Below are 24226 nucleotides of genomic sequence, written 5' to 3' on the forward strand. Positions count from 1 at the left end.
CGCGTCTCCTCAGACTGCAACGGCTTCGTCACCCAGCGTCTCGCCAACCGCACTGAGCGTCGAGGCCGTCCACATCGTAGGATCCGCGCGCCCGCCGGCCCCCGCTAAGCGGGTTGGTAGGTCAGGCAGTCGACGATGTCCCGCTGGTATCCGACGGAGATGCCCGGCGCCTGGCATTCGAGGTGGTCGTTGTACCGGCAGTCGGCCATCTTGCACGCCCCGACGTGGCCGATGGCGTTCGGATCGCCGCCGTCGAACTCGCCGCCGACGAAGGTGTCGCACTGCGCGTGGGCGGGTTCGCCGATGGTGATGGCCAGGGCGTGGCAGTTGTGGTCGTGGTTGAACGCGCAGTTCTCGGCCGTGCAGTTGTTCACCAGTGGCATTTCCATGTTTCCCCCCGGATTCGCTCGGTTGCCGAAGCGGTTTCCCATGATGGACCGCGTGCGGCCGCCCGGCAGCGGATCCGGGGGCCCGTCAGCGGGCGGTGCGGTGCCGCTCGCGGAGCAGGAAGCGCTGGATCTTGCCGCTCGGCGTCTTCGGGAGCTGCTCGACGAAGTGCACCGAGCGCGGATAGGCGTGCGCGGCGAACCTGCGCTTCACCAGCTGCTGGAGGTCCGCGACCAGCTCCTCGTCGCCGGTCCGTCCCGCGCGGAGGACGACGTAGGCCTCCAGGACCTCGCCGCGCAGCTCGTCGGGCACGCCGATGACGGCCGCTTCGGCCACCGCGTCGTGGCGCACCAGGACGCTTTCGACGTCGAACGGCCCGATGCGGTAACCGGCCATGATGATCACGTCGTCGTCGCGGGAGGAGAAGAAGAAGGAGCCGTCGACGTCCCGCGACCCGGCGTCGCCGGTGAGGTACCAGCGGCCATCGGCGGAGAAGCGCTCGGCGGTCTTCTCCTGCGCGGCGACGTAGCCGGTGAACCACATCAACGGGCTGTCGGCGACGTGGAACGCGATGCGCCCCGCGGTGCCCGCGGGCGCGGGCTCGTCCCGGTCGTCGTGCAGCACCGCGGCGGACCAGCCCGGCAGGACGCCGCCCATCGAGCCCGGCTTGACCGGCTCGCGAACGCCGTCGGCCCAGGCGTTGACGATGACCATGCCGTGCTCGGTCTGCCCGTAGTGGTCGCGCACCGCCACGCCCAGCCGCTCCTCGGACCAGGACACGACCTCCGGCGTCAGCGGTTCGCCCGCCGAGGACGCGCGGCGGAGCCGGATTCCCTCGGGCACGCCCGCCGGATCGGTGCGCAGGCTGCGGTAAACCGTTGGCGCGGCGGCGAAGTTGGTGACGCCGAACTCGCGGATGACCTGCCAGGTCAGCGCGGCCGAGAACCCCGCGTGCAGCAGGATGCTCCGGCGACCGGCCGCCAGCGGCCCGAGGATCGCGTAGTACAGGCCGTACGCCCAGCCCGGGTCGGCGGCGTTCCAGAACACGTCGTCGGCCCGGACGTCGAGCCCGAGCTCCAGGTACGCCTGGAACGAGGCGAGGGCCTTGATCGGCACCGGAACGGCCTTCGGGGTTCCGGTGGTGCCCGAGGTGAACAGCTGGACCAGGATGCCGTCCCCGCCCCGGCGGACGGGTTGCGCGGTCGGCTCGTCGCCGCTGTACCGGCCGAGCAGCCCGGCGACGGTCGGCTCGTCGGTGGCGTCCCCGGCGACGACGATCCGCCACGGCGCGTCGGCGGGGATGTCGTCGCCCGGCTCCAGCTTGGCGCGCTGGTCCTGGTCGACCACGACGACCTTCGCGCCGCTGGCGTTGAGCCGCAGGGCGATGGCGGGCGGCGCGAAGGCGGTGAACAACGGCACGTGCACGGCGCCGCGGCGCCAGATGCCCAGCAGCGCCACGACCAGGTCGGCGGACTTGCCCATGAGCACCGCGACCGCGTCGCCCGGCTCGACGCCCAGGTCGGCGAGCGCGGCGGCGAAGCGCGCCGAGTCGCGGCGCAGCTCGCCGTAGGTGAGGTCCCGGCTGGTCAGGTCGGCCTCGACGACGGTGCAGGCCACGGCGCCCGCGGGGTGGTCGTCGCACAGCAGGTCCGCCGCGCACGCGTCCGGCGAGCCGAACCTGGCGAGCAGCTCGGCGACCCGTTGCGGCGGCGGTGTCGTCCCTGGTGCGGCGGTCGGCTCGATGCTCACGAATGCCCCTTCCCGCCGCATGCTCCTTTGCCGCGGCGTAGCCGGGCGTTATGCTCCGCGCCACACATCAGTCCGCGATACCCCCGGAAAGGGGTGAAGGGGTCGTGTACTTGCGTCCGGATGACGGGAACGCCTTCCGGCAGGCCGTGCGGGTGGTGCGGCAGCGGGCCGACGTGCCGGTCGCCTTCGGCGGGCAGGTCGCGGCGGGTTCCCTGCACCTCTCGGAGTTCGCCGGCGTGCGCACGGCCGCGCTGAAGGGCCTCCAGGTGCGCGCCGCGGCGGGTCTCGGCGGGCAGGTCATGACCTCCCGGCGCCCGGGCGCGGTGAGCGACTACGGGTCCGCGGTGACGATCAGCCACGACTACGACGTGCCCGTGCTCGCCGAGGGCATCTGCTCGGTGGCCGCCGCGCCGGTGACGGTGCACGGTTCCGTTCGCGGGGTGCTCTACTGCGCCGCGCGGGGCGTGGTCCCGCTCGGCGACCGGGTGCTCGACACCATGGTCGACGCGACCCGCCGGCTGGCCGGGGAACTCGCCGTCCGCGACGAGGTGGACCGGCGGCTGCAACTGCTGGACGTGGCGGACACCGACCGCACGGCACTTCGCGACAGCGTGGCGATCGAGGAGGTTCGCGAGCTGCACGCCGAGTTCCGCGCCATCGCCCAGGGACTCGACGACGCGGTCCTGCGCGACCGGCTGCACCGGGCGTGCGAGCGGCTGGCGCACCTCACCGACGCCCCGGACACCGCCGATCCGCCCGCGTTGTCGCCGCGCGAGCTGGACGTGCTCTCGCAGATCGCGCTCGGCTGCAGCAACGCGGAAACGGCGCGGAGGCTCTCGCTGAAACCCGAGACCGTCAAGGCGTATCTGCGCAGCGCCATGCGCAAGCTGGACGTGCACACCCGGCACGAGGCGGTCGTCGCCGCCCGGAAACGCGGCGCGCTGCCCTGATTCCCCTGCACGGCCGGGAAACGGTTGCGCCACCGCCGTTGCGGGTACGTCGCGTGTGGTGCGTGTTCCTGCGTGCGGCGAGGGGAATTGCGATGTGCCGGTTGTTCGGGTTGTCGGCCGCGCCGCGGCGCGTGCAAGCCACGTTCTGGTTGCTGGAGGCGCCGGACAGCCTGGCGCAGCAGAGCCGCCGGGAACCCGATGGCACGGGGCTCGGCATCTTCAGCGCCGATGGTGAACCGGAGGTCGACAAGCGCCCGCTGGCCGCCTACGAAGACCGGGCCTTCGCCGAAGAGGCCAAGCACTGCCGCTCGGTCACCTTCGTCGCGCACATCCGCTACGCCTCGACCGGCGCGCTGGAGCAGCGCAACACCCACCCCTTCCAACAGCACGGCCGGTTGTTCGCGCACAACGGCGTGATCGGCGACCTCCCGGCGCTGGACGCCGAACTCGGCGACCACCGCGGGCTGGTCGCGGGCGAGACGGACTCGGAGCGCTTCTTCGCGCTGATCACCAAGCACATCGACGCCAACGGCGGCGCAGTCGAGGCCGGAATCGCGGCCGCGGCGCGGTGGGTCGCGGACTCGCTCCCGGTGTACGCGCTCAACCTGGTGCTCACCACGCCGAGCGAGCTGTGGGCGCTGCGCTACCCCGACACCCACGAGCTGCACGTGCTGCAGCGCGCGGCGGGCGGGCAGCACGGCGACCGGTACCTGGACCACGCCAGTTCCGCCGGGCGCATCCGCACCCGCAGCGGGCAGCTGGCCAAGGCCCCGGCGGTGGTGGTGGCCAGCGAGCGGATGGACGAAGATCCCGGCTGGCAGGAGATGCGGGCCGGGGAGCTGCTGCACGTCGGCCGCGATCTCTCGGTCACCCGGCGGATCGTCCTGGAACACCCACCTCGCCGCCCGCTGTCGCTCGCCGATCTCGATGCGCACGCGGCGGCGTCGCAGGCCTGACCCGACTCGGGCTAACGCAGGACGGTCGCGCCCGAGGGGCCGACGGCCTCCCCGACCGTGGTCGCGTAGGTGAACCGGTCGGCGACGTCGAGCATCTCCAGCAGGCGGTCCACGACCCTGTTCTGGGAGAGCAGAACCAGGTGCACCCCGCGCATCAGGGCGCGGTGCGCGGCCTCCAGCAGCACGACCGCGCCGTGGGTGGACAGGAAGGAAAGCCTGGACAGGTCCAGGACGGCGGTGCCGGTGGCGGCCGAGAGGTGCGCACGCACCGCGTCGGCGAAGTTCGTGGCGCTGTTCATGTCCAGGATTCCGGCCGTTTCGAGGACGACGACGCCGGGAGCGGGGCTCGTGGTGCGCAGTCGCAGCACTCCGGGCGCGTGGTCGTCGGTGCCGCGTTCGGTGCGCGGGGCGGGGATGAAGGACATGTGCGGCCTCCCCAATGTTCGGGATTCGGGCTGTCGGCCACGTCGCGGAGAACCCCGGCGGGCCGCCCTCCACGCTACGGACAAACCCTAGATCACCAGGCAAAAGGACCCTTCGAGCGCATCACAGCACGAAGGGTGTTCACCCCTCGGCCGTGCCCCACGATCGGGCGACGGCGGCCGTCACGGTCAGCTCTCGGGGCTGCGCCGGGTGCGGCGGGTCGGCGTCGCCGTGGCCGGGTCCTCCGGCCACGGGTGCTTCGGGTAGCGCCCGCGCAGTTCCGCGCGGACCTGCCGGTAACCGTTGCGCCAGAACGAATCGAGATCGGCCGTGACCGCCGCCGGGCGCCCGGCCGGCGAGAGCAGGTGCAGCACCACCGGCACCCGGCCGTCGGCGATGCGCGGCACGTCCTGCCAGCCGAAGACCTCCTGCAGCTTCACCGGCAGGGCGGGCCGGCCGCCCTGGTAGTCCACCTTGATCCGGGAGCCGGAGGGGACCTCGATCCGGTCCGGCGCGAGCTCGTCCAGGCGTCCCGCCGCAGACCACGGGATCAGCCGCCGCAGCGCGGCGCCCGCCGGGATCCGCAGGTCGGCCCGCCGCCGCGCGGCCGAGAGCTCCGGCTCCAACCACTGGTCCACTATGGACAGCAGTGTTCCGTCGTCGGTGGCGGGCCAGGGATCGCCGAGGGCGGTGTGCAGGAACCCGAGCCGCTGCCGCAGCCGTCGCGCGTCGTCGCTCCAGGACAGCAGTTCCAGCCCCTCGGCGCGCAGGCCGGCCAGCAGCGCCTGCCGGACCTCGGCAGCATCCGGGTCGCGGATCTGCCTGCTGCTCAAGGTGATCGCGCCGAGCCGCTCGACGCGGACCGCCCGCACATCGCCGTCCGCCCAGCCGATCTCGTCGCTGGTCGTCACCAGCGCGGGCGCCGCGCTGCGGGCCAGCGCCTCGTCCGCGGGCGCGGCCAGCCGGACGACCCCGGAGGCACTTCCCGGCGCCCGGTCCGCGACGGCCACGGCGAGCCATTCCGATTCGCGCAACCCGGAGTTGCCCGGCAACTCCACCGCTGTCCCGGACGCCATCAGGTACACCGCGGAACCGGAACCCCGGCGCCGCGCCAACCTCTCGGGCTGCGCCAGCGCGACGACGAGCGCCGCATCGTCGCGCGCGGAGGTTCCGGGATGCGGCTGCACAGAACCGCGCAGCCTGCGGACCTCGCGCCGCCACCGATCGCTGCCCGGCGCACCCCGGCGCAGCCGGGAAAGCGCAGTGGTGACGTCGATTTCGCTGGTCAGCGCATCGTTGTCGAGCAGGGCCACGACCTCGGTGGTGATGTCGGTGCCGGCCAGTTCGCGGCCGTCGAGCAGGGCCCGGGCCAGCCTCGGGTGCAGACCGAGCTCCGCCATCCGGCGGCCCCGGGCCGTGACCGCGTCGTCGTCCAGCGCACCGAGCCCGCGCAGCACGTCGCGGCCCGCGGCCAGCGCACCGGCGGGCGGCTCGTCCCACCACGTCAGCGCCGACCCGTCCGGCGTTCCCCAGCACGCCAGTTCCAGGGCGAGCCGGGTCAGATCGGCCGTCCGGATCTCCGGTTCCGGATACGCGGGCAGCGTGCTGTGCTCGTGCTCCGGCCAGCACCGGTACACCACACCGGGCCCCTGCCGGCCCGCGCGGCCCGCCCGCTGGTCGGCGACCGCCGCCGACACCCGGACCGTGGCCAGCCCGGCCAAGCCGCGCCGGTTGTCCACCCGCGACACCCGGGACAGCCCCGAGTCGACGACGGCGCGCACCCCGGGCACGGTCAGGCTCGACTCGGCGACCGCCGTGGCCAGCACCACGCGGCGCCGCTTCCCCACCCGCAGAGCCGAATCCTGCTGCGCGTGCGGAAGCCGGCCGTGCAGCGGCAGAACGTCCACATCGGACTCGCCCAGCTGGTTCGCGACGCGGCGGATCTCACCGGCACCGGGCAGGAACGCCAGCACGTCGCCGTCCTGCTCGGCGAGCGCGGTGCGCACCGCCCGCGCCACGCACGCCTCGATCCGCTCCCCGCGCGTCGGCGGCAGGTACGAGGTCCGGACCGGATGGGTCCGCGCGTGCGCCTCCAGCACCGGTGCGTCGCCGAGCAGCTCCGCGGCCCGACCGGCCGCCACCGTGGCCGACGTCGCCAGCACCCGCAGGTCCGGGCGCAGCCCGTCCCGCGCGTCCAGCAGCAGCGCCAGCAGGAGGTCCGCGTCCAGGTGCCGCTCGTGGCATTCGTCGAGCATCACGACGTCGACGCCGCTCAGCTCGGGATCCGATTGCAGCCGCCGCACCAGCAGGCCGGAGGTCACCACCTCGACGACCGTCGCCGCGCCGCGACGGCGCTCGCCCCGCACCGAGTAGCCCACGCGCTGCCCGACCTCCTCGCCGAGGAGGCTCGCCATGCGCTCCGCCGCGGCCCGGGTGGCCAGCCGCCGGGGCTCCGCCACCACGACGCGAAACCCCTGCTCCGCCAACGCCAACGGCACGAGCGTCGTCTTCCCGGTGCCGGGCGGCGCCACCAGCACCGCCGTGCCGTGCTCCGCGAGAGCACGGGTGACGTCGTCGAGCACGGCACGCACGGGAAGATCGGGGAAGTCGAGCATAACGGCCCCATCTTGCCATCCCTGCCGCGCAGTTCGATTGACGCACAGGAGTTCGGCGGATACGTTGCCGGAAAACCACCGCCGCCGAACGGGAATGGCACCTTGGGACGACTCGCGGACGCCGACAGCGCCGCCCGGAAGCAACGCCAGCTCGCCGGCGCACCGAACGCGGCGGACTTCTCCGAGGCGCTGGCCCGGGGCCTGGCCGTGCTCGCGGCCTTCGACGGCGAGAACCGGCGGCTGACGCAGGCCGACCTGGCGCGCAAGCTCGACCTGTCCCGCGCGACCGTGCGGCGCGCCGTGCTGACCCTCGAGCACCTCGGCTACGTCCGCGCCGAAGGCCGCGCGTACGAACTCAGCCCGCGAATCCTGCGGCTCGCGGCCGGATACCTGACCTCGAACGTCACCGGCGCGGTCATGCAGCCGGTGTGCGACCGGATCTGCGCGCGGCTGCAGGAGGCGTGCTCCGTCGCCGTGCTCGACGGAGCGGACGCCGTCGTGATCGCCCGCGCGGTGCCGAACCAGCTGATCCAGGTGGGCAGCGGCATCGGTTTCCGGACTCCGGCGAACATCTCCTCCCTCGGCAAGGTCCTCCTCGCGCACCTGCCGGAGCAGGAGCGCCCCGGCGCGCTCGACGCGGCCGGGGCCCGGGCCGATGCCCTCGACGGGATCGAGCGCGCCGGGTACTGCTACGTCGCGAACGACGTGGAGCCGGGCGCCCATTCGATCGCCGTGCCCCTGCGCCGGTGGGACGGGCGGGTGATCGCGGCCCTGCACGTCGGGTGCAACATCGAGCGGATCTCGCCCGACGCCATGCACGGCGACGTCCTGGCACTGCTGCGGGAGGCGGCCGACGAGCTCCACGCCCAGCTCATCTGAGCCGCCGCACCGTCAGCCGAGGCGGTCGGCCATGAGCTCGCCCGCCATGATCGCTGCGAGGTTGGTGTTCGCGCGGGGAACCGTCGGGAAGATCGACGCGTCGACCACGCGGAGCCCCTCCACGCCCAGCACCCGGCAGTCGGGATCGACCACCGTCGCCGGGTCCGACGGGCTTCCCATCCGGCACGTGCTGGTCGCGTGCTGCGCGTCGGCCGCCGTCGCGAGCAGGTAGCCGTCCAGCTCCGCGTCGTCGTCGACGGCCGCGAGCAGCGTCTCGTTGAGCCGGTCCGGCGAGAACGCCGTGATCGCCGCGACCTCGTCGCCGCGCACCAGCTCGACCAGGTGGCGGATGCCGCTGCGCAGCCGCGCGAGATCCCGCTCGTCGGAGAGCATGCGTTCGCGCACCTCCGGCTGCGCCGTCGGGTCAGTCGAGGTCAGGCCGACCGATCCGCGCGAGTAGACCTGGTTGTTCCACACGCCGAAGGAGCCCGCGCCGAAGCGGACGTCGGCGATCTCCATCGCGAGCACGCTCTGGTTGGCCGCGATGACCATCATGTCGTCGGCCTGGGCCGCCGGGTGGTCGCTGGTGTAGCGGATGCAGACGTTCGTGTGCCGGTCGTCGGGCGTGCGCACCGCCGACTCCTCGTTCAGCGGGATGCCGACGAAGACCACCGGGTGGTCCTGCAGGCCCTGGCCGACCGGCAGGTCCCGCAGCACGTCGATGCCCAGCGAGCGCAGGTGGGCGGCCGGGCCGATGCCGGATCGCAGCAGGATCGCCGGCGTGTGGATCGCACCGGCGCTCAGCACGACCTGGTCCGCGTGCTCGCGGCGCATCGTCCCGTCGACGAGGACTTCCACGCCGACCGCTCGCCCGCCGGACACGATGACCCGGTCCACGACGGCGTCGCCGCGGATCGCGAGGCCGGGCAGCGCCCTGGCCGGTTCGAGGTAGGCGTCGTTGGTGGACACCCGGCGGCCGAGCCGCGAGTTGATCGGGTACGGCGAAATCCCCGTCGCACCAGGGGCGTTCACATCGGCGGCCCACCCGTGCCCCGCCGCCAGCGCGGCCCGGTGCAGCGCCGCGTCCACCGCGCCCCACTCCGCCTGGGGCGTCCGGTAGACCGGGATCGGGCCGCCGCGCCCGTGGTACGGGGCGTCGCCGAACTCCTCGTCGTCCTCCAGCTTCGCGAAGTACGGCAGCACGTCCCGGGGTGCCCAGCCCTCGCATCCCGCACGGGCCCAGTCCTCGAAGTCCGCCATCGGCGGGCGGATCGCGATCTGCCCGTTGATCGCCGAACTGCCGCCGACCCCGCGGCCGCGCCAGAACGGCTCCGGAGCCTGCTTCTCGGTCCGCGCGGCGGTGAGCCCCTGCCACACGAGGTGCCGCCCGGCGTCGGGATCCAGCAGCGCGCGCATCGGGTTCGGCGACCGCCACACCTCCGGCATCTCGGCGGAGCGGTAGTCCGGGCCGGCCTCCAGGAGCAGCACCCGCCTCCCCTGCTCCGCGGCCCGGACCGCCAGGGCGGACCCCGCGGAACCGGCCCCGACCACGATCAGATCCCAGCCACCCTCAGCCACCACGCCTCCAGAAGTTCGATTACCGCACATATGTGCGCTGTTTCGGAGACGCAACGGTACGACCACCCGGCCGGGAGCCGCAACGGATTTCCTCGCCGATGCCCGCTGGTCACGCTGCCCGTGCGTGTTTTGTGTTGCTATGGCAGCACAAAACACGCACGAGCCACCCACTTGCGGAAGTGTTCCTCCTGAGCCGACCCTGCCCGCTCGCTACACCGTCTCGGGGCCGGCTTGGAGGGAAGCCGGGTCGCGGCGAGCGGCCGTGCGGGCCAGCCGGCGGACGCCGAGGAAGACGACGGCCGCGAGCAGCAGGTAGGCGGGCACGAGCAGCAGGGCGTCGGGCGTGGTCATCTCGGCCGACCACCCCGCGTCCCGGCGTTCGCCGTCCAGGACGATGCGCTGCACGGTGAGGAACGTGAGGTGGGTCGCGATGCTCGTCCACAGTGAACCGGTGGCGCCGCGCGCGGCGATCAGCGCGATGCCGAAAACGGTGAGCAGGATCAGGTAGGACACCGGATCCTCGCCCGCGGGCGCCCAACCGATGGCGCCGGGCGATCCGCCGCCCAGCACCGCGACCCCTGCCGCGACGAGGGCAGCCCCCGCCGGGACGACCAGGAAGATCGCCGTGGTGCCGACGGCCGCCGCCCATCGCCCGAACCGCGATCGCAGGGTGCACCAAGCGTGCCCGCGCAGCGTCAGCTCCTCCGGCAGCGCCTCGAGCAGGAACGCGACGATCGCGTTGGTGACGAGGAAGACCGCCAGGCTTCCCAGATCCAGGTCAGTCCACCGCAGCCAGCCCGCTGCGGTCCCGGCGCCGAACACGAGGGCGGCGCTGCCCGCGGTCACGACGCACCCGAGCAGGAAGCCCCGCAGCCCGCGCAGGTCCGCCGTCAGCCCCAGCCCGCGCAGCCCGCCACGGCGCCGCCACAGCAGGACGACGACAGGCACCGCGATCAAGCTGGTCAGCACCGCAGGCAGGAGGCGCACGGCGAATCCGTCGTCGCCGGTCGCCGGCGCTACCGCCGTCGCGACACCCAACGCGAAAGCCATCGCGATCGGGCCGAGCACGGCGCGCCCGAGCACCGCGAGCGCGCCAGGACGGTGCACGATCATGTTCCCTTGCTCCTTTTCGCTTTCCGTTGCGCCTTCGGGAAGAGCAGGTCCAGGTGGGCCTCGACGCGCGGACCGAGGAATCCCGCGCGCTCGGACTCGTCGAGGACCAGCGACTGCACGACGAGCCCGTCGATGACCGCGAGCAGCCCGGCCGCCGCCGTCACCGGGTCGGCGGCCGGGTTGAGCTCACCGCTCTCGCTCGCACGCCGGAGGATCTGCGCGAACGCCTCGCGGAGCCCTTCGTCCACCTCCGCGGCGAAGCTCATGAGCGACGGCCGCGTGGTCGCCTCGGCGGAGAACGCCAACCACACGCGGGCGTCGCGGCTGAGGCGCTCGTCGACCGGCAGCCAGAGGTCGATCAGCGCGCGCAGCACCGAGCGGGCGGGCCCGTCGAAGCCCACCGCCGCCGCGCGCTCCTCCACATCGCGGCAGATGTGGCGGAACGCCTCGACGATGAGCTGCTCCTTGCTCCGGAAGTAGTACTGGACCTGTGCGAGGGACACGCCCGCCGCGGCGGCCACCGCGCGCATGCTGACGGCCGGGATCCCGCCCCCGTCGATCAGGTCGAGCACCGCGCCGATCAGGTGCGCTCGCCGCTCGGCGGCGCGGCCCCCGACCGTCACCCCTGCCGGCCGCGTGCCGACCGGCCGATCATCATCGCGAGACCCACCACGATCTCGATGGCGCCCACCACGAGCAGGACGACCCCGACCTTGCTCGGCGAGACGACCGGCAGCTCGACCCCGCCCGTCGTCGCCCACAGCACGGCACCGATCAGCGCCAGAACCACGCCGCTGACGAGGGTCCTGCGCGCGGCACGAGCGCCGCTTTCGATCTTCTCAACGTTACCCATACGATCGTATGGTACAGACGTACCGTACGACCGTATAGGACACCCCGAGCAGGCCTTTCGATCGATTGCGGGATGCGGGTCACGACGAGGCGGACGCCTAGCACGGCGCAGGCTCCAACGGCAAATCGCGCCCCGAAAATCCAGATCATGAAACGATGTCTGGTTCCTCGGCCGGCTGTTGCATCGTGGCGTCCGAAGGGCGCGCACGCATCGGATTCCCGCGCGCCGACACCGCGAAAGGCAAGACATGTCCGAGAACGACAACGCCCCCGAGAACAACGACCTCGGGCTGCCGGAGAAGCCCAAGCAGAAGCGACGGGGCGTCCTGCTGGGCCTGGCCGCGCTGGTGGTGATCGCCGTCGTCGCGGTGATCGTCGTGGTGCAGGGCGGCTCGACCGACACCGCGGCCGGCCGCACCAAGGTGCGCATCGGCGTGACCGACGCCGGCAAGTCGTACTGGAAGACCTACAAGGACCTCGCCGCCGCCCAGGGCATCGACCTCGAGACGGTCAACTTCAGCGACTACCACCAGGCCAACCCGGCGCTGTCGCAGAAGCAGATCGACGTGAACCTCTTCCAGCACCTGCTCTTCCTCGCCAACTACAACGCGTCCAATTCGGACACCCTCACCCCGATCGGCTCGACCTACGTCGTGCCGCTGAGCCTGTACTCCCGCAAGCACACCAACGTCGCCGACGTCCCGCAGGGCGGCACCGTCGCGATCCCGAACGACCCCACCAACCAGGCGCGGGCGCTGCTGGTCCTCCAGCAGGCCGGGCTGATCAAGCTCAGGGACGGCGGGACCGTGCTCGCCACCCCGGCCGACATCGACGCCGCGGCCTCGAAGGTGACCGTCACCCCGGTCGACGCCGCGCAGACCGTCGCGTCGCTGCCGTCGGTGGACGCGGCGATCATCAACAACAACTTCGCCCTCGACGCCGACCTCGACCCGAGCAAGGCGCTGTTCGGCGACGACCCCGACAGCCCGGCCGCCGCGCCCTACATCAACGCGTTCGTCGTCCGCGCCGAGGACCGGGACAACCCGACCTACCACAAGCTCGTCGAGATCTACCGGGACAAGCGCGTCTCCGGGCAGGCCGAGGCCGACTCGAAGGGCACGTCGGTGCTCGTCGACCGCCCGCAGGCCGAACTGGAGGGCATCCTGGCCGACCTCACGCAGACCGTGAAGGCCGCCAAGTGAGCACGGGGTCCCCGCTCATCGAGTTCCGCGGCGTCGGCAAGACCTTCGGCTCCGGCGACCGCGCGGTCACCGCGCTGGCGGACGTCGACCTGACCATCCACGCCGGCGAGGTGTTCGCGATCATCGGCTACTCCGGGGCGGGCAAGAGCACCCTGGTCCGGTTGATCAACGCGCTGGAGCCGGTCAGCACCGGGCAGGTCGTCGTCGGCGGCACCGACATCACCGGCCTGCCCGAGCGGCGGCTGCGCGAGGTCCGGCTCGGCATCGGCATGATCTTCCAGCAGTTCAACCTGCTCCGCTCGCGCACCGTGTTCGGCAACGTCGCCTACCCACTGAAGATCGCGGGCTGGGACAAGCGGCGGCGCGAGGAGCGGGTCGCGGAGCTGCTGCGGTTCGTCGGCATCGCCGACAAGGCCTGGCACTACCCCGACCAGCTCTCCGGCGGGCAGAAACAGCGGGTCGGCATCGCCCGGGCGCTGGCGACCAACCCGAAGATCCTGCTCGCCGACGAGTCCACCAGCGCGCTCGACCCGGAGACCACCGGCGAGGTGCTGCGGCTGCTCAAGCGGGTCAACACCGAGCTCGGGGTGACCATCGTGGTGATCACCCACGAGATGGAGGTGGTCCGGGAGATCGCCGACCGGGTGGCGGTGCTCGACGCCGGGCGCGTCGTCGAGCAGGGCAGCGTGGTGGACGTGTTCTCCGCGCCCAAGACCGCGATCACCCGCCGGTTCGTGGAAACCGTGCTGCACGACCAGCCCGACGGCGAGAACCTCGCCAGGCTGCGCGCCCGGCACGACGGCCGGCTGGTGACCGCGAGCATCCGCGACGACCGGCGGATCGGCGCCGTGCTGTCCAACGCGCTGGGCAGGCACGGCGTCCGGTTCGAGATCGTCTACGGCGGGATCAAGGAGCTCGGCGGCGAGTCGCTGGGCAGGCTGACGCTGGAGCTCAACGGCGCGACCGACGGCGTCGACGCGCTGATCGCCGAGCTCCGCGAGATCACCGAGGTGCAGGAGCTGGTGGCGTGAACATCGACTGGGCGACGATCGGGCCGGTGCTGCTCACCTCGATCGGCCAGACCATCTGGATGGTGCTGGCCACGATGCTGATCGGCGGTTTCCTCGGCCTGGTGCTCGGCATCCTGCTCTACACCACGCGGGCGGGCGGGATCCTCGCCAACCGCTTCGTGTTCGTGGTGCTGAACGTGCTGGTGAACATCATCAGGCCGATCCCGTTCATCATCTTCATCACGGCGATCGGCCCGCTGACGATCCAGGTGGTCGGCACCACGCTGGGCACCACCGCGGCCACGTTCGCGCTGACCGTGGCGGCCACGTTCGGCATCTCGCGGATCGTCGAGCAGAACCTGGTGACCATCGACCCCGGGGTCATCGAGGCGGCCCGCGCGATGGGGGCGAGCCCGCTGCGGATCATCGTGGGCCTGCTGGTGCCGGAGGCGCTCGGGCCGCTGATCCTCGGCTACACCTTCGTGTTCGTCGCGGTCGTCGACATGACGGCCGTCGCGGGCGCGGTCGGCGGCGGCGGGCTCGGGGACTTCGCCATCACCTACGGCTACCAGCGCTTCGAGTGGGGCATCACCGCGATCGCGGTGCTGATCATCATCGTGCTGGTGCAGGCGGCCCAGTACCTGGGCAACCTGCTGTCCCGCAAGGCGCTGCGCGGCTGATCAACCCGGTGAGCGCTCGTTCCGGCGGGCGCTCACCGGCGCGTCGGCGTCCAGGCGCTCCGCGATGAGGTCCAGCAGCGAGTCGACCTCGGCCCGGTCGTAGCCGGTGCCCGGCTCGGGCTGCGCGCGGAACGCGACGGATTGCACGTCGCGCGAGGTCAGCGTGTCGGCGCCGCGCAGGGTGTCGGCGACGCGGTCCAGGAAGTCATCGACCTCGTCCTCGTCGTAGCCGTGCTCGTTGCCGGCGGAACCGTGCAGCACCACGCTGCCGATCGCCTCCGGGGTGAGCTGGGGCGTCCCGGCCACCAGCGCGCGCGGGAAGGCGCGGGCGATCGGCATCCGCTGCGCCGGGACGGCCTGCGGCCGCTGCCGCGGGGTCATGTTCTTGATCATCGTGGAGACCATGACGAGGAAGGCGAAGACGCTGGCCTCCTGGTAGCCCGGCCGGCCCGGCCCGGGCGGGTTGAACCGGGCGCCCAGCACGTCCTGCGCGGTCAGCGTGTCGGCACCGCGGAGGGTGGCCTCGACGCGGTCCATGAACGCATCGACCTCGGCCTTGTCCAGCACGTTCTGCTGCGCCGCCGAACTGCTGAACACCTCGACGCGCCCCGGTTGCACGACCTCGCCGCGCCGGGGCGCCGGCTCCACGACCGGGGTCGCGCGCCGGACCACGGTCTTCTCCTCGCTCACCGCGCCGCCCCGCTTCTCGCGGCGCTCGGACTCCCGCACCTCGCGCTTCATCAGGGTCAGCGCGATCTGGTCCAGGAACTCGGCGACCTGGGACTTCTTGTAGGACCGTCCGGGCCTGCCCGGGCTGAACCGCGCCGTGAGCACGTCGCGCGCGGTCACCAGCCGCTTCCCGCGCAGCGTCGCCTCGACGCGTTCGAGGAGTTCGTCCACCTCGCGCTCGTCGTAGCCGCGGTTGCGTCGCCAGCTCCTGGCGAAAGCAACGTTGCGCACGTCGTCGGGGGTGAGCATCCTCGAGCCTCCAGGGCATGTGCCGCCAACTTTCGGACGCATGCCCGGCGTTGACCGCCCGAGCCCCCGACCCGCCCGTTCTGCGCGAACAGCTTGCCCGGGGCGGCGCCCGAGATCAACCCTTCCGGGCATCCTCGAAATGGGGCGTTCGTCGCACGCTGCGCCGAGCACCCGGCCGACTGCGGACAGTGGCCCCGGCGGCTGCGCCCGAACGGCCCAACACACTTGATCGTCCACTGAGGACCAGGCGCGTGGTGGCCCGCGCCGTGCCCGCGCGCCAGGATGGGAGGTACCAGACGCGCGAACAGCGGAGGACGCCATGACCGACAACCCGGGCGAGCCGCCGAAGATCCAGCAATCGCCCAAGCGGGTGCGCACCTACCTCGGCGGGCGGCTCGTCGCCGACTCCAGGCGCCCGATGCTCGTGTGGGAGCACCCCTACTACCCGACCTACTACCTGCCGGCCGAGGACGTCCAGGCGCGGCTGCGCCCGACCGGCGGCACGCGCCGCGTCGACCTGCTGGGCGACGGCGACGTCCACGACGTGCTGGTCGACGGAGCTTCCGCCGAGGGCGCCGCCGTCCGGTTCCCGGACTCCTCCCCCGCCCAGGGCCTGGTGCGGATCGACTGGGACGCGATGGACGAGTGGTTCGAGGAGGACGAGCCCGTCTACGTGCACCCGCGCGACCCGTACAAGCGGGTCGACATCCTGGCCGGCTCGCGGCACGTCGTCGTGCGCGTCGGCGGCTTCGTGGTGGCCGACTCGCGCCGCCCGCAGATCCTCTTCGAGACCGGCCTGCCGCCGCGCTACTACCTCCCGCTGGCCGATGTCCGGATGGAACTGCTGCGGCCGTCGGACCGGCGGACCCAGTGCCCCTACAAGGGGACCGCGACGTACTGGCACGTGGTGGTCGACGGCACCGAACACCCCGACATCGTCTGGGCCTACCGCACGCCGCTGCCGGAGAGCCAGAAGATCGCCGGCCTCGCCTGCTTCTACGACGAGCGGGTGGAGGTCACCATCGACGGCGAGGTCCAGGAGAAGCCGCACACGCCGTTCTCCTGACCACCGGCGACCGTCCACCGTGGATGATCGGGAAAATCGCTTTCGCCCCGGCCGAGCGGAATGCGAAGATCATCCCATGATCGCATCCCGCCGCGAACTGCTGCGCTGGCAGTTCGACCTGACCTGGTCGCTGTTCGAGTTCCACCTGGAACGGCTGAGCCCCGAGGACTTCCACTGGGAGCCCGCGAAGCTCTGCTGGACGATGCGCCGGGGCGAGGACGGGGCGTGGGTGCCGGACTGGGCCGACGCCGAGCCCGATCCCATCCCGGTGCCCACCATCGGCTGGATCACCTGGCACATCGGCTGGTGGTGGAGCGTGACCATCGACCACGCGCGGGGCGTGCCGCCGCGCGACCGGACCGAGGTCGAGTGGCCCGGCGCCGGGCAGCCGGCCATCGACTGGCTGCGCGGGCTGCGCGCGGACTGGCTCGCCGTCCTGGACGAGTTCACCGACGCCGACCTGGACGCCGTCGCGTTCCCCTGGCCGAACGACGACCCCGGGATGACCGTGGCGCACACGGTCGGCTGGGTCAACGCGGAACTGATGAAGAACGCCGCCGAGATCGGCCAGCTCCGCCTGGTGCGCGCCGCGTCGTGACCGGGAACGTCAGCGGAGCCGGGGCAGGACCTCGGCCGCCAGGCGCTCGGTCTGCTCGGCATGGTCGAACATCGGGCTGAGCAGGGTGCGCTGCGCACCGGCGGCCGCGACCGCGCGTAGCTCCCGCTCGCAATCCTCCGGTGTGCCGACGACTGCGGCGGCCTCGATGGTTTCGGAACGGCGGCCGTAGAGGCGCTCCAGCTCGGTGTTCATCCGCTCCCGACCGCGCTCCGGCGAGTCGTCGACCGCGATGTAGACGCGCTTGGCGATCGGGAAGTCGGCCGGGTCCCGCTCCTGCTCGGCGAGCGCGTCCGCCACGGTCCGGACCTGGTCGGCGAACCGCTCGGTGGGCGACGATCCGGCGCCGAAGAAGCCGTTGCCGTGGCGGACCGCGCGCCGCAGCGCCGCCGGGCTGTTGCCGCCGAACCAGATCGGCGGATGCGGCTTCTGGAACGGCTTGGGCTCCATCGCGGCGTCTTCGAGCTGCCAGAACCGGCCGTCGAAGGTCACCCGCGGCCGCGTCCACAGCTGCTTCATCAGTTCCAGGCCCTCGGTGAACCGGCCGACGAAACGCTCCGGCTCGACGCCGAACGCGGCGAACATCCGGCCGCGGCCGCCCGTGCCGACACCGATCTCCAGCCGCCCCCGGGACATCTGGTCCAGCGTGCTCAGGCTCTTCGCGAGGTGCACCGGGTTGTGCAGGGTGGTCACCAGCACGGCGCAGCCCAGCCGCAGCCGGTCGGTGCAGGCCGCAGCGAAGGTCATCGTCTCGATCGGGCTCAGCTGCGGCATGGTGCCCAGCACCTGCTCCTGGGTCCACGCGCTTTCGAAGCCGAGTTCCTCGACCCGCCTCAGGTAACCGGCGAAGCCGGCGGCGTCGAACTCGCCGTCTGCGAAGAACTGCGGGATCGAGATCGCGAACCTCATGCGGTGATCGTAGCCCCCGTTCAGCGGGGCGCGATGCCGTTGAGGAGCTCGCCGAGGAGGACGTCGAGCGCGGCGTCCGAGCCCTCTTCCGGGACCATGCCGCTGGCCGCCAGGCTGGCGAAGCCGTGCAGCCCGGCGAACACCGACAGGCCGATGCCATCGGTCCCGCCAGCGTGCACGTCGCCGCTGCGCTGGCCGTCCACGATGACCGCGAGCATCGACGTGCCCAGCCGGTGGCCCGCCGCGACCAGCTCCTCGGAGGCGTCCGGCGCGTGCTTCCGGACGAACATCAGCTCGAGCAGTTCCGCGTCGTGCACTGCGAAGCGGACGTAGGCCCGGGCCAGCGCGGTCAGCCTGCGGCGGAACGGGCCCTCGGTGGCCGCGGCCGCGTCGAGCTCGGCGGTCAGGCGCTCGAACCCGCGCAGGGCGAGCGCGTTCAGCAGCGCCCGCTTGTCCTTGAAGTGCCGTCGCGGCGCGGCGTGGCTGACGCCGATGTCCCGCGCGAGTTCCCGCAGGGACAGGGCGTCGACCCCGCGCGTGCGCAGCGCGGTGGTGGCGGAGTCCAGCAACGCGGCGCGAAGGTCCCCGTGGTGATAACGACCTCCAGCCATGACCAGCAGCCTACCGTGGATGTTGACACCGGCAGCATTGTTGCCATTGTCAACTTTGTTGTCGGTGACTACATTGGCGCCCATGCCTGCTTGGAGCATCGATCGGATCCCCGACCTGACCGGCCGCACCGCGATCATCACCGGCGCCAACAGCGGCCTGGGCGTCCACACGGCCCGCGCACTGACCAGGGCCGGCGCGCACGTGGTGCTCGCCGTCCGGGACGTCACCAAGGGCGCGGAGGCGGCGGCCGCGCTCCCCGGCAGCCACGAGGTCCGCCGCCTCGACCTCGCCGACCTCGCCTCGGTGCGGGAGTTCGCCGGTTCCTGGGACGGCGACGTCGACCTGCTGATCAACAACGCTGGGGTGATGATCCCGCCGGAGGGACGCACCAAGGACGGCTTCGAGACGCAGTTCGGCACCAACCACCTCGGCCACTTCGCGCTCACGAACCTGCTGCTCCCGCGCGTCACCGACCGCGTGGTGACCGTGGCCTCCACGGCGCACCGGTACGTCCGGGGCATCAACTTCGACAACCCGAACTTCACCGGCGCCTACGACTCGCGGCGCGCCTACGGCCAGTCGAAGCTGGCGAACTTGCTGTTCGTGCTGGAGCTGCAGCGGCGGCTCACCGAGGCCGGTTCGCCCGTGCGGGCATTCGCCGCGCACCCCGGCTACGCGGCCACGAACCTGCAGAGCCATTCCCCGAGCGCCGCGCTGCGCCTGCTCATGCGCGTCGGCAACCGGATCGTGGCGCAGGACGCGAAGGCCGGCGCGCTGCCGACGCTCTACGCCGCGACCCAGGACCTGCCCGGCGCGAGCTACCTCGGCCCGGACGGCCTGTTCGAGGTGCGCGGCGGTCCGACGCTGGTGAGCCGGTCGGCCGCGGCCAGCGACTCGGCGGCGGCGAAGAAGCTGTGGACGCTGTCCGAGGAACTGACCGGAACCGGCTTCCCCCTCGCCAAGGCGAGCTGAAAGCAGCTGGGCCACTGTGGACGAGTCCACAGTGGCCCAGCTGGTCATCTGCCGTCAGCCGAAGTTCGCGGACTCATCGGCCAGGCGGACCAGCAGCGGCGCCGGCTCCCAGCCGTCCTCGTGGAACTTCCACAGTGCGGCCAGCACGTTCGCCGTGCCCACGGTGTTCGCGTAGTGCATCGGGCCGCCACGGTGCCGGGGGAATCCGTAGCCCGCCAGGTACACCACGTCGATGTCCGAGGCGCGCAGCGCGATTCCCTCGTCGAGGATCCGCGCGCCCTCGTCCACCAGCGCGAAGACCAGGCGCTGCACGATCTCCTCCGCCTCGAAGGTGCGGCGCTGGGTGCCGTGCTTCTCGTGGTACGACGTCAGCAGCTCGTCGACGACCGGACTCGGGATCGCCTCCCGGCTGCCGGACTTGTAGTCATACCAACCCGCCCCGGTCTTCTGGCCGAACCGTCCCAGCTCGCACAGCGCGTCGGAGATCTCGTCGCGCGGCGAGTCGGGGTGCTCCGCGTAGCGGCGCTTGCGGATCGCCCAGCTGATGTCGTTGCCCGCCAGGTCGCCCATCCGGAACGGGCCCATCGCGAAGCCGAAGCCCTCGATCGCCGAGTCGACCTCGGCCGGCGACGCCCCGGCGCGCAGCAGCGCCATCGCGGCGTCCCGGTACTCGGCCAGCATCCGGTTGCCGATGAAGCCGTCGCACACCCCGGACACCACTGCGGTCTTGCCGACCCGCTGCCCCACCGACATCGCCGTGACCAGCACGTCGTCGGCGGTCTCGGCGCCGCGCACGACCTCCAGCAGCTTCATCACGTTGGCGGGGCTGAAGAAGTGCATGCCCACCACGTCGCCGGGCCGCCCGGTGACCGCGGCGATCGCGTCGACGTCGAGGGTCGAGGTGTTCGACGCCAGGATCGCGCCGGGCTTGGCCGCCGCGTCCAGCTTGGTGAACACCTCGCGCTTGACGCCCATGTCCTCGAAGACCGCTTCGATGACCAGGTCGCTGTCGGACACGTCGGCGTAGTCGAGGCTCGGCGTCAGCAGCGCCATCCGCCGTTCGAGCACGTCCGCCGCGAGCTTCCCCTTGTCCACCTGGGCCTGGTAGTTCCGGCGGATGATGCCCAGCCCGCGGTCCAGCGCCTCCTGGCCGGTTTCCACGATGACGACCGGGATGCCCGCGTTGAGGAAGTTCATCGCGATCCCGCCGCCCATGGTGCCGGCGCCGATGACGGACACCTTCTCGACCGAGCGCGGCTGCGTCTCGCGCGGCACATCGGGGATCTTGCGGGCGGCCCGCTCGGCGAAGAACGCGTGCCGCAGCGCGGCGGACTGCGTGCCGCCCATCAGCTCCAGGAACGTCCGGCGCTCTTCGGCCAGCGCCTCGTCGAACGGCGCGGTCCCGGACAGCTCCACCAGCTTGAGGGCGGCCAGCGGCGCCTCGAACCCGCGGCTGCGGCGGCGCAGCGGCTCGCGCATCGCGCTCACCTCGTCCACGCCGCCGACGGCGAGGTCGCGGACCCTCGGCAGCGGCCGCACCGCGGCGATCTCGCGGGCGAACGCCGTCGCGGCCGCCACCACGTCGCCGTCCACGACCCGGTCGAGCAACCGCTGGCCTTCGACGCCCGCGAGCGCCTTGGCGGTGCGCGGCTTGCCGCCGGTGATCATCTCGGCCGCCACCGCCGGGCCCACCGCGCGCGGCAGCCGCTGGGTGCCGCCGGCACCGGGGACGAGCCCGAGCGTCACCTCCGGGAGCCCGAGCTTGCTGGCGGCCGTGGCGACCCGGTAGTGCGCGCCCAGCGCGAGCTCCAGCCCGCCGCCGAAGCAGGTGCCGTCGATGGCCGCCACGACCGGCTTGCCGGCGGCGTCCAGCGCGGCGATGACGTCCACGAGCGTCGGCTCCGCCGCGGACTTGGGCGTCCCGAACTCGGTGATGTCGGCGCCCGCCGAGAAGAAGCCCGGACGGCCGGTCAGCACGACGGCTTCGACGTCGGCGGATTCCAGGGCCCGGTGCAGATCCCGCACGATCCCCTCGCGCACGGCGTGCCCGAGCCCGTTGACCGGTGGGTTCTCGATTCGGATGATCGCGACGGGACCGTCGAGGGCGTACTCGGTGGACATGCAGCAGACCCGCTTTCTGGTAGTGCGTCGTTCTCTTCGGCTCAACGGCCCTGGAATTCGGCCGCGCGCCGCTCCACGAAGGACTGGATGCCCTCCCGGAAGTCCTCGGTTGCGAACACCTTCTCACGAATTCGCGGGATTTCGGCGATCGCTGCCCGCTCCGCCGCATCGACGAAGGTCAGCGCCGCCTCCTTGGTCGCCCGGATGCCCAGCGGCGCGTTCCGGCAGATCAGCTTCGCCAGCTCGATCGCGCGGTCGACGTGCTCGCCGAAGGGCACGACCTCCTGCACGAACCCGATCTGCAGGGCGCGCCGCGCGTCGAACTCCTCGCACAGGAACAGGTGGTACATCGCGTTGCCCCAGCCGGTCCTGGTCAGGTACCGGAAGTGCGCGCCGCCCAGCGGCGCGATGCCTCGCTTGGCCTCGATCTGCCCGAACCGGGCGGTGTCCGCGGCGACCACGATGTCCGCGGCCAGCATCAGCTCGATCCCGACGGTGTAGGTGATGCCCTGCACCGCCGCGACGACCGGTTTCCGGCACCGGCGGCCGAGCCCGAACGGGTCGACCTGGTCCTCCCGGCGCGGCTTCGCCGTGGCGTTCGGCCCGAAGAACTTCGGCATGTCCAGCCCGGCCGTGGTGTGCTCGCCCGCCGAGCAGAACACCGCCGCCCAGAGCTCGTCATCGTCGTCGAACGCCGTGAGGTGCGCGCTCAGCTGCTCCATCATCGCCGGCGTGTAGGAGTTCTTCTTGGCCTCGTTGGCCACGGTGATGATCGCGACCCGACCATCGATCCGCATCGTGACCTCGCCGGGCTCGGCTTCCGCGCTCATCCGGTCCTCCGCTCGGAGTCAGTCCTCTAGAACAACTGACTGGGAACGTAGCAACGTCCGTCCAGTAGGACAACCCACTACGATCGGCGGCATGAAGCGGACTTCGCTGGCGAACTGGCCCTGCTCCATCGCCCGGACCATGGACCTGATCGGCGACTGGTGGACCCCGCTCGTGCTGCGCGAGGCGTTCGCCGGGATCCGGCGGTTCGACGACTTCCAGGAGTCCCTGGGCCTGGCGCGCAACACCCTCAACGCCCGGCTGCAGCGGCTGGTCGAGGAGGGCCTGCTCGACCGCGTGCGCTACCAGCAGCGGCCCGACCGGTACGAATACGTCCTCACCGAGAAGGGCGAGGACTTCTACCCGGTGCTCGCGGCCATCATGGCCTGGGGCGACCGCTGGCTGGCCGGCGAGTCCGGGCCGCCGGTGATCACCCGGCACACCTGCGGGCAGGCCACCCACGGCGTCGTCGTCTGCGAGCACTGCGCGCAACCGCTCACGGCCGGTTCCGTCACCAAGGAGCTCGGCCCCGGGTTCCCCGCCCGCCTCGCCGACCGCGAGGACGTCCGGGCGCGCTTCGGCTCGCGACCGGAGTGACTCCCCGCCAAACCGATTCAGCGCGGTTCAGCGAAGTCCGGATGTGATGTATACGTAGACCTCGGACGGCTGTCCCGACGGGTTCCGGGGCCTTACGCTGTCCACGTCACACATCGCTGGCCCCCGCGGCGCACCCGGCAAGCACTGCACGGCAGCGTGTGAACGTCGATCAAGACAGGAGTTGCAACTTGAGCGAGCCGACGTACTACGCCCCAGAGGGCGGCCTGCCGTCGCAGAGCACTCTGCTGACCGACCGGGCCGTGGTGAAGGAGGCGTACACCGTCATCCCTCGTGGCGTGCTGCGGGACATCGTCACCAGCAACCTGCCCGGGTGGATCAACACCCGCGCGTGGATCCTCGCCAAGCCGATCGCCGGGTTCGCCACCACGTTCGCGCAGTACATCGTCGAGGTCTCGCCCGGCGGCGGCAGCACCGAGCCGGAGCCGGAGAGCGGCGTCGAGTCGGTGCTGTTCCTGCTCACCGGCACGCTGAACGTCGTCATCGAGGGCGAGAAGCACGTCCTCACGGCGGGCGGGTACGCCTACCTCCCGGCGGGCGGCAGCTGGTCGGTGGCCAACGAGTCCGACGCGGTCGCGACCTTCCAGTGGGTGCGCAAGGCCTACGAGCCGGTGGCGGGCTACCCGACGCCCAAGGCGTTCGCGCTGCAGGAGCAGGACCTCGAGCCGACGCCGATGCCCGACACCAACGGCGCCTGGGCGACGACCCGGTTCGTCGACCCGAACGACATGTCGCACGACATGCACGTCAACATCGTGACGTTCGAGCCCGGTGCCGTGATCCCGTTCGCCGAGACGCACGTGATGGAGCACGGGCTCTACGTCCTCGAGGGCAAGGCGGTGTACCGCCTCAACGACGACTGGGTCGAGGTCGAGGCCGGCGACTTCATGTGGCTGCGCGCCTTCTGCCCGCAGGCCTGCTACGCGGGCGGCCCGGGCAAGTTCCGCTACCTGCTGTACAAGGACGTCAACCGGCAGATCAAGCTGACCTGACGCCGGCGACGAGCAGCGATGGCCCGGCGGGTTCCGCCGGGCCACGCTCGTTCCACTGGTGCTCCGCCCGGGGGCAGGGGTAGAACGAGGGTGTCGGTCCTCGCGCGCTCGCGCGGGAATGCT

At 72.1% G+C, this 24226-nt stretch carries 24 protein-coding genes; 11 read left to right on the top strand and 13 right to left on the bottom strand.

Going from position 1 to position 24226, the window contains the following annotated elements; translation table 11 throughout:
* Nucleotides 1-104: 104 nt before the first annotated feature.
* Both AB0H93_RS00675 and AB0H93_RS00680 read right to left on the bottom strand, forming a co-directional pair.
* On the bottom strand, nucleotides 105-383 hold the full coding sequence (locus AB0H93_RS00675) for a DUF1540 domain-containing protein (protein ID WP_358565220.1): 279 nt from the start codon (nucleotides 381-383) through the stop codon (nucleotides 105-107).
* A 91-nt stretch (nucleotides 384-474) separates the two neighbouring features.
* Nucleotides 475-2136, bottom strand: coding sequence for an AMP-binding protein (locus AB0H93_RS00680; RefSeq protein ID WP_358565223.1), 1662 nt, complete (start codon nucleotides 2134-2136; stop codon nucleotides 475-477).
* Nucleotides 2137-2240: 104 nt separating this feature from the next.
* On the opposite strand from AB0H93_RS00680, the gene AB0H93_RS00685 reads away from it, so the two are divergent.
* Both AB0H93_RS00685 and AB0H93_RS00690 read left to right on the top strand, forming a co-directional pair.
* Nucleotides 2241-3086, top strand: coding sequence for a LuxR C-terminal-related transcriptional regulator (locus AB0H93_RS00685; RefSeq protein ID WP_358565226.1), 846 nt, complete (start codon nucleotides 2241-2243; stop codon nucleotides 3084-3086).
* 92 nt (nucleotides 3087-3178) lie between these two features.
* Entirely contained in the window at nucleotides 3179-4042 is an 864-nt protein-coding gene (locus AB0H93_RS00690) for a class II glutamine amidotransferase (protein WP_358565229.1), read from the top strand.
* An 11-nt stretch (nucleotides 4043-4053) separates the two neighbouring features.
* On the opposite strand, the gene AB0H93_RS00695 is transcribed toward AB0H93_RS00690, so the two are convergent.
* Complete coding sequence (locus AB0H93_RS00695; RefSeq protein ID WP_358565232.1) at nucleotides 4054-4467, bottom strand: STAS domain-containing protein; 414 nt, start codon at nucleotides 4465-4467, stop codon at nucleotides 4054-4056.
* A gap of 186 nt (nucleotides 4468-4653) precedes the next feature.
* Nucleotides 4654-7080: an ATP-dependent helicase HrpB gene (hrpB, locus tag AB0H93_RS00700; RefSeq protein WP_358565235.1), complete on the bottom strand. Its 2427-nt coding sequence runs from the start codon at nucleotides 7078-7080 to the stop codon at nucleotides 4654-4656.
* A 102-nt stretch (nucleotides 7081-7182) separates the two neighbouring features.
* Between hrpB and AB0H93_RS00705 the strand changes: the two genes are divergently transcribed.
* Complete coding sequence (locus AB0H93_RS00705) at nucleotides 7183-7959, top strand: IclR family transcriptional regulator C-terminal domain-containing protein (protein WP_358565238.1); 777 nt, start codon at nucleotides 7183-7185, stop codon at nucleotides 7957-7959.
* A 12-nt stretch (nucleotides 7960-7971) separates the two neighbouring features.
* On the opposite strand, the gene AB0H93_RS00710 is transcribed toward AB0H93_RS00705, so the two are convergent.
* From AB0H93_RS00710 to AB0H93_RS00725, 4 genes are all read right to left on the bottom strand, one after another.
* The gene (locus AB0H93_RS00710; protein WP_358565241.1) at nucleotides 7972-9537 is read right to left on the bottom strand and encodes a GMC family oxidoreductase N-terminal domain-containing protein; all 1566 of its coding nucleotides are present in this window, start codon (nucleotides 9535-9537) and stop codon (nucleotides 7972-7974) included.
* A 210-nt stretch (nucleotides 9538-9747) separates the two neighbouring features.
* Complete coding sequence (locus AB0H93_RS00715; protein WP_358565244.1) at nucleotides 9748-10650, bottom strand: CPBP family glutamic-type intramembrane protease; 903 nt, start codon at nucleotides 10648-10650, stop codon at nucleotides 9748-9750.
* Nucleotides 10647-11273 (bottom strand): TetR family transcriptional regulator C-terminal domain-containing protein, encoded by a 627-nt coding sequence (locus AB0H93_RS00720; RefSeq protein ID WP_358565247.1) that lies wholly within the window; start codon nucleotides 11271-11273, stop codon nucleotides 10647-10649. The genes AB0H93_RS00715 and AB0H93_RS00720 overlap by 4 nt, the downstream gene beginning before the upstream one ends.
* On the bottom strand, nucleotides 11270-11503 hold the full coding sequence (locus tag AB0H93_RS00725) for a DUF5708 family protein (RefSeq protein WP_358565250.1): 234 nt from the start codon (nucleotides 11501-11503) through the stop codon (nucleotides 11270-11272). The genes AB0H93_RS00720 and AB0H93_RS00725 overlap by 4 nt, the downstream gene beginning before the upstream one ends.
* 247 nt (nucleotides 11504-11750) lie before the next feature.
* Between AB0H93_RS00725 and AB0H93_RS00730 the strand changes: the two genes are divergently transcribed.
* From AB0H93_RS00730 to AB0H93_RS00740, 3 genes are read left to right on the top strand one after another with little or no spacing between them, the layout of a single operon-like run.
* Nucleotides 11751-12704, top strand: a complete 954-nt coding sequence (locus tag AB0H93_RS00730) for a MetQ/NlpA family ABC transporter substrate-binding protein (RefSeq protein ID WP_358565253.1) — start codon at nucleotides 11751-11753, stop codon at nucleotides 12702-12704.
* Nucleotides 12701-13735 carry a methionine ABC transporter ATP-binding protein gene (locus tag AB0H93_RS00735; protein WP_358565256.1) on the top strand — a complete coding sequence of 345 codons (1035 nt, stop codon included), beginning with the start codon at nucleotides 12701-12703 and terminating at the stop codon, nucleotides 13733-13735. The genes AB0H93_RS00730 and AB0H93_RS00735 overlap by 4 nt, the downstream gene beginning before the upstream one ends.
* A complete protein-coding gene (locus tag AB0H93_RS00740) occupies nucleotides 13732-14394 on the top strand; it encodes an ABC transporter permease subunit (protein ID WP_132480038.1) in 663 nt (220 codons plus the stop codon). Before AB0H93_RS00735 ends, AB0H93_RS00740 begins: the two co-directional genes overlap by 4 nt.
* On the opposite strand, the gene AB0H93_RS00745 is transcribed toward AB0H93_RS00740, so the two are convergent.
* Nucleotides 14395-15372 (bottom strand): DivIVA domain-containing protein, encoded by a 978-nt coding sequence (locus AB0H93_RS00745; RefSeq protein ID WP_358565259.1) that lies wholly within the window; start codon nucleotides 15370-15372, stop codon nucleotides 14395-14397.
* A gap of 319 nt (nucleotides 15373-15691) precedes the next feature.
* On the opposite strand from AB0H93_RS00745, the gene AB0H93_RS00750 reads away from it, so the two are divergent.
* Nucleotides 15692-16438, top strand: a complete 747-nt coding sequence (locus AB0H93_RS00750; RefSeq protein WP_358565262.1) for a DUF427 domain-containing protein — start codon at nucleotides 15692-15694, stop codon at nucleotides 16436-16438.
* A 76-nt stretch (nucleotides 16439-16514) separates the two neighbouring features.
* Nucleotides 16515-17036 (top strand): DinB family protein, encoded by a 522-nt coding sequence (locus tag AB0H93_RS00755; RefSeq protein WP_358565265.1) that lies wholly within the window; start codon nucleotides 16515-16517, stop codon nucleotides 17034-17036.
* Between the two features lie 9 nt (nucleotides 17037-17045).
* On the opposite strand, the gene AB0H93_RS00760 is transcribed toward AB0H93_RS00755, so the two are convergent.
* Nucleotides 17046-17963, bottom strand: a complete 918-nt coding sequence (locus AB0H93_RS00760) for an LLM class flavin-dependent oxidoreductase (protein WP_358565268.1) — start codon at nucleotides 17961-17963, stop codon at nucleotides 17046-17048.
* 20 nt (nucleotides 17964-17983) lie between these two features.
* Nucleotides 17984-18574 carry a TetR/AcrR family transcriptional regulator gene (locus AB0H93_RS00765; RefSeq protein WP_358565271.1) on the bottom strand — a complete coding sequence of 197 codons (591 nt, stop codon included), beginning with the start codon at nucleotides 18572-18574 and terminating at the stop codon, nucleotides 17984-17986.
* A gap of 82 nt (nucleotides 18575-18656) precedes the next feature.
* Here AB0H93_RS00765 and AB0H93_RS00770 point away from each other — a divergent pair, with 82 nt between their 5' ends.
* Nucleotides 18657-19547: an oxidoreductase gene (locus tag AB0H93_RS00770; protein WP_358565274.1), complete on the top strand. Its 891-nt coding sequence runs from the start codon at nucleotides 18657-18659 to the stop codon at nucleotides 19545-19547.
* A 54-nt stretch (nucleotides 19548-19601) separates the two neighbouring features.
* Here the strand turns inward: AB0H93_RS00770 and AB0H93_RS00775 are convergent, their stop codons facing one another.
* Both AB0H93_RS00775 and AB0H93_RS00780 read right to left on the bottom strand, forming a co-directional pair.
* Entirely contained in the window at nucleotides 19602-21668 is a 2067-nt protein-coding gene (locus AB0H93_RS00775) for a 3-hydroxyacyl-CoA dehydrogenase NAD-binding domain-containing protein (RefSeq protein ID WP_358565277.1), read from the bottom strand.
* A 41-nt stretch (nucleotides 21669-21709) separates the two neighbouring features.
* Complete coding sequence (locus AB0H93_RS00780) at nucleotides 21710-22498, bottom strand: crotonase/enoyl-CoA hydratase family protein (RefSeq protein ID WP_358565279.1); 789 nt, start codon at nucleotides 22496-22498, stop codon at nucleotides 21710-21712.
* 91 nt (nucleotides 22499-22589) lie between these two features.
* Between AB0H93_RS00780 and AB0H93_RS00785 the strand changes: the two genes are divergently transcribed.
* Both AB0H93_RS00785 and AB0H93_RS00790 read left to right on the top strand, forming a co-directional pair.
* Nucleotides 22590-23093, top strand: coding sequence for a helix-turn-helix domain-containing protein (locus AB0H93_RS00785; RefSeq protein WP_358565282.1), 504 nt, complete (start codon nucleotides 22590-22592; stop codon nucleotides 23091-23093).
* Between the two features lie 188 nt (nucleotides 23094-23281).
* Nucleotides 23282-24103, top strand: coding sequence for a bifunctional allantoicase/(S)-ureidoglycine aminohydrolase (locus AB0H93_RS00790; protein WP_358565285.1), 822 nt, complete (start codon nucleotides 23282-23284; stop codon nucleotides 24101-24103).
* The last annotated feature ends 123 nt before the right edge of the window (nucleotides 24104-24226 follow it).

Origin of the sequence: Saccharopolyspora sp. NPDC050642, from assembly GCF_040654735.1 — a bacterium.
Taxonomy (GTDB): domain Bacteria; phylum Actinomycetota; class Actinomycetes; order Mycobacteriales; family Pseudonocardiaceae; genus Saccharopolyspora; species Saccharopolyspora elongata.